The organism is Intrasporangium chromatireducens Q5-1 (assembly GCF_000576575.1).
Taxonomy (GTDB): Bacteria; Actinomycetota; Actinomycetes; order Actinomycetales; family Dermatophilaceae; genus Intrasporangium_A; species Intrasporangium_A chromatireducens.
Genome location: NZ_AWQS01000338.1, coordinates 1 through 3,196, shown reverse-complemented (window position 1 = coordinate 3,196; position 3,196 = coordinate 1). Strand labels below are relative to the sequence as shown.

General features: G+C 68.5%; 5 protein-coding genes. All 5 read left to right on the top strand.

The annotated features are described in order from the left end of the window. Positions 1 to 206: 206 nt before the first annotated feature. The 5 genes from N864_RS24870 to pucL all read left to right on the top strand — a co-directional run bounded on the left by N864_RS24870 (position 207) and on the right by pucL (position 3,164). Complete coding sequence (locus tag N864_RS24870) at positions 207 to 452, top strand: thiamine-binding protein (RefSeq protein ID WP_034721788.1); 246 nt, start codon at positions 207 to 209, stop codon at positions 450 to 452. Continuing rightward, positions 439 to 861 carry a helix-turn-helix domain-containing protein gene (locus tag N864_RS24865; protein WP_205621020.1) on the top strand — a complete coding sequence of 141 codons (423 nt, stop codon included), beginning with the start codon at positions 439 to 441 and terminating at the stop codon, positions 859 to 861. The genes N864_RS24870 and N864_RS24865 overlap by 14 nt, the downstream gene beginning before the upstream one ends. A 156-nt stretch (positions 862 to 1,017) precedes the next feature. Then, entirely contained in the window at positions 1,018 to 1,515 is a 498-nt protein-coding gene (gene uraD / locus N864_RS20575) for a 2-oxo-4-hydroxy-4-carboxy-5-ureidoimidazoline decarboxylase (protein ID WP_081794091.1), read from the top strand. A gap of 395 nt (positions 1,516 to 1,910) precedes the next feature. Beyond that, the gene (gene uraH, locus N864_RS20570; RefSeq protein ID WP_205621019.1) at positions 1,911 to 2,249 is read left to right on the top strand and encodes a hydroxyisourate hydrolase; all 339 of its coding nucleotides are present in this window, start codon (positions 1,911 to 1,913) and stop codon (positions 2,247 to 2,249) included. A 6-nt stretch (positions 2,250 to 2,255) separates the two neighbouring features. After that, positions 2,256 to 3,164, top strand: coding sequence for a factor-independent urate hydroxylase (gene pucL, locus N864_RS20565; protein ID WP_034721783.1), 909 nt, complete (start codon positions 2,256 to 2,258; stop codon positions 3,162 to 3,164). Positions 3,165 to 3,196: the final 32 nt, after the last annotated feature.

Below are 3,196 nucleotides of genomic sequence, written 5' to 3'. Positions count from 1 at the left end.
TGATGACCTGCTGAGTGTGACGCAGCAGCGGGCCCCCTGCTGAGTGTGACGCAGCAGCGGGCCCCTTGCTGAGTGTGACGCAGCAGCGGGCCCCTTGCTGAGTGTGACGCAGCAGCGGGCCCACTGCTGAGTGTGACGCAGCAGCGGTACAGTCCCTGGCCGACGCATACCTCCTCATGTTGGAGCGCGACGGGTAGGTTCAAGGCATGCGGCTGGAGGTCGAGTTCACGACGGAGCCCTTCGTCGGCGAGGCGGACGAGGCGCCGGCCCATGCGATCCGCGCGCTCAGCGTGGCGACCGAGGCCGGCCTCACGGCGGAGTTCGGCCCGCTCGGGACGCTCGTCACGGGAGAGTCCGACGACGTCGTGCGGTCCATCGGGCCGATCGTCGAGGCGGCGCTCCAGGCCGGGGCCTCCCGGATCACCTTGCAGGTGCATCGTGCCGGCGACTGACCGACCCGACGGTGACCGACCCGCCAGCGACCACCTCGCGGTCAGTGCCCTGAAGCGCGCGATCCAGCCACTGCTCGAGCAGCTGGCGGGCCGCGTGGTCCCCCTGCCCGAACGCCGGCCGGGGGACATCGTCCTCGAGTGGGAGGGACGCCCGGCACTGGCAGTGCGTCTCGAGAACCCTTCTCCCACAAGCGAGCCCGGCAGCCTCGAGCAACTGCTCAAGGCGGTCGCGGGCGAGCTGGGAGCTCCCCTCGACCAGCTGAGCCGGCCGCTCAAGCAGCAGGCCGTGCGCCTGCTCGAGGAACGCGGCGCTTTCACCTACCGCAAGTCGGCCGAGGCGATCGCCGAGGCGCTCGGGGTCTCGCGCTTCACCGTCTACAACTACCTCAACCGGGATCGCACCGGGTGATCGCGCCCGGGTCGGGTGCGGCACCAGTGAGACGCGGACAGCTCAGCGACAACACAAAATTGTCTTCAACAAACTGTTGACCTCTCGGAGTGGCGCATGTCACTCTTTCGAGTAACGGAAAACCGATTCCGTTGAGTGAGAGAGGCAAGGTGGCCTGTGATCGCGCTCGACCGCATCAACGACGTCGAGGACGACGTCCTCACGAAGACGCTGCTCGCCTGCTGTGACGTGCCGGCCTGGGCCGAGGCCGTCCGGGAAGGCCGGCCCTATACCGACCTCGCGGGCCTGATGGCGACCGCCGACGCCGCGGCCCGCCGGTTCACCGCAGCCGAGGTGGACCGGGCCCTCGCGGCCCATCCCCGGATCGGGGAGCGGGCCCAGGGGACAGGCACGGCGTCGGCCTGGTCACGGCAGGAGCAGTCGACCGTCTCTCGGGACGAGCAGACCCAGCGGGAACTCCTCGAGGCCAACCGCGCCTACGAGGAGCGCTTCGGGCGGGTCTTCCTCATCTGCGCCACAGGGCTCACCGGTGAGCAGATTCTCGCCGCCCTCCGGCAGCGTCTCGGCAACGACGACGCCATCGAGGCGGCCGTCGTGGCCGAGGAGCTGCGCAAGATCGCGCTCCTGCGTCTGCGCAAGGTGGTGGAGGCGTGAGTGCCGACCGACGCGAGGACCCGACCGAGCCCCAGCGAGGGAGGCCCGCAGCGGAGGAAAGAGGCACGACAGTGAGCGTGAGTGCCGACCGACGCGAGGACCCGACCGAGCCCCAGCGAGGGAGGCCCGCAGCGGAGGAAAGAGGCACGACAGTGAGCGTGAGTGCCGACCGACGCGAGGACCCGACCGAGCCCCAGCGAGGGAGGCCCGCAGCGGAGGAAAGAGGCACGACAGTGAGCGTGAGTGCCGACCGACGCGAGGACCCGACCGAGCCCCAGCGAGGGAGGCCCGCAGCGGAGGAAAGAGGCACGACAGTGAGCGTGAGTGCCGACCGACGCGAGGACCCGACCGAGCCCCAGCGAGGGAGGCCCGCAGCGGAGGAAAGAGGCACGACAGTGAGCATGAGCGCCATCACGACCCACGTTCTCGACACCGCACTCGGCAAGCCGGCAGCAGGTGTGCCGGTCCGCCTCGAATTCGTCAAGGACACCGTGACGACCCTCGCCACCGCGCAGACCAATGCGGACGGCAGGGTCTCTGACCTCGGCCCCGACCGGGTCGAGGCGGGCACCTACCGGCTGGTGTTCGACACCGCGAGCTACTTCAGGGCGACGGGCCAGAACGCCTTCTTCCCCGAGGTCAGCCTCACCTTCACGCTGTCCGATCCCGACCAGCACTACCACGTCCCGGTGCTGCTGTCCCCGTTCGCCTACTCGACCTATCGAGGGAGTTGACTTCCCATGGCCATCAAGCTCGGACCCAATCAGTACGGCAAGGCCGAGACCCACGTCGTCCGGGTCTACCGTGACACCCCCCGCCACGAGATCCGTGACCTCACCGTCGGCACCGCCCTGCGTGGCGACTTCAGCGAGGCCCACGTCCGCGGCGACCAGGGCGAGGTCCTGCCGACCGACACCCAGAAGAACACCGTCTTCTCCTTCGCCAAGGAGAAGGGCATCGAGTCGCCCGAGCAGTTCGGGCTCGCGCTCGCCGACCACTTCCTCGCCACGTCGAAGCGGGCCGACGGCGCCCGCATCGAGCTCGACGAGGTGACCTGGAGCCGCATCCAGGCCGACGGCACGGAGCACGACCACGCGTTCGTCCAGATGGGCGGTGGAGTACGGACTGCGGTCGTCAACGTCGACGGTCGCGGGGAGGACCGCAAGGCGCACGTCGTGTCCGGGATCAAGGACCTCGTCGTGCTCAAGTCGACCGGCTCCGAGTTCCACGGGTTCCTCAAGGACAAGTACACGACCCTCGAGCCGACGAACGACCGGGTCATGGCGACGTCCCTCATTGCCCGCTGGCGGTACAACACCACCGAGGGCCTCGACTGGAACAAAACCTACGACGTCGTCAAGGCGATCCTGCTCGAGAAGTTCGCGACGATCCACTCCTACGCCTTGCAGCAGACGCTCTATGGCATGGGCGAGGCCGTCCTCGAGCAGTTCCCGCAGATCGACGAGATCAAGTTCTCGGCACCGAACAAGCACCACTTCCTCGTCGACCTCTCGCCCTTCGGCGTCGAGAACCAGAACGAGGTGTTCTACGCCGCCGACCGGCCCTACGGGCTCATCGAGGCCACCGTCGTGCGTGATGACGCCTCCGATCCCGGCTCCGCCTGGCACGCCGTCCCGGCCTTCGTCTGAAGCCTGTCCTGAACGGAGCGTCCGCCCATGAC

Bases quoted from the DNA above. Each gene is read 5' to 3' on its own strand.
- N864_RS24870 (WP_034721788.1), top strand. From the start codon at position 207: ATGCGGCTGGAGGTCGAGTTCACGACGGAGCCCTTCGTCGGCGAGGCG.
- pucL (WP_034721783.1), top strand. From the start codon at position 2,256: ATGGCCATCAAGCTCGGACCCAATCAGTACGGCAAGGCCGAGACCCAC.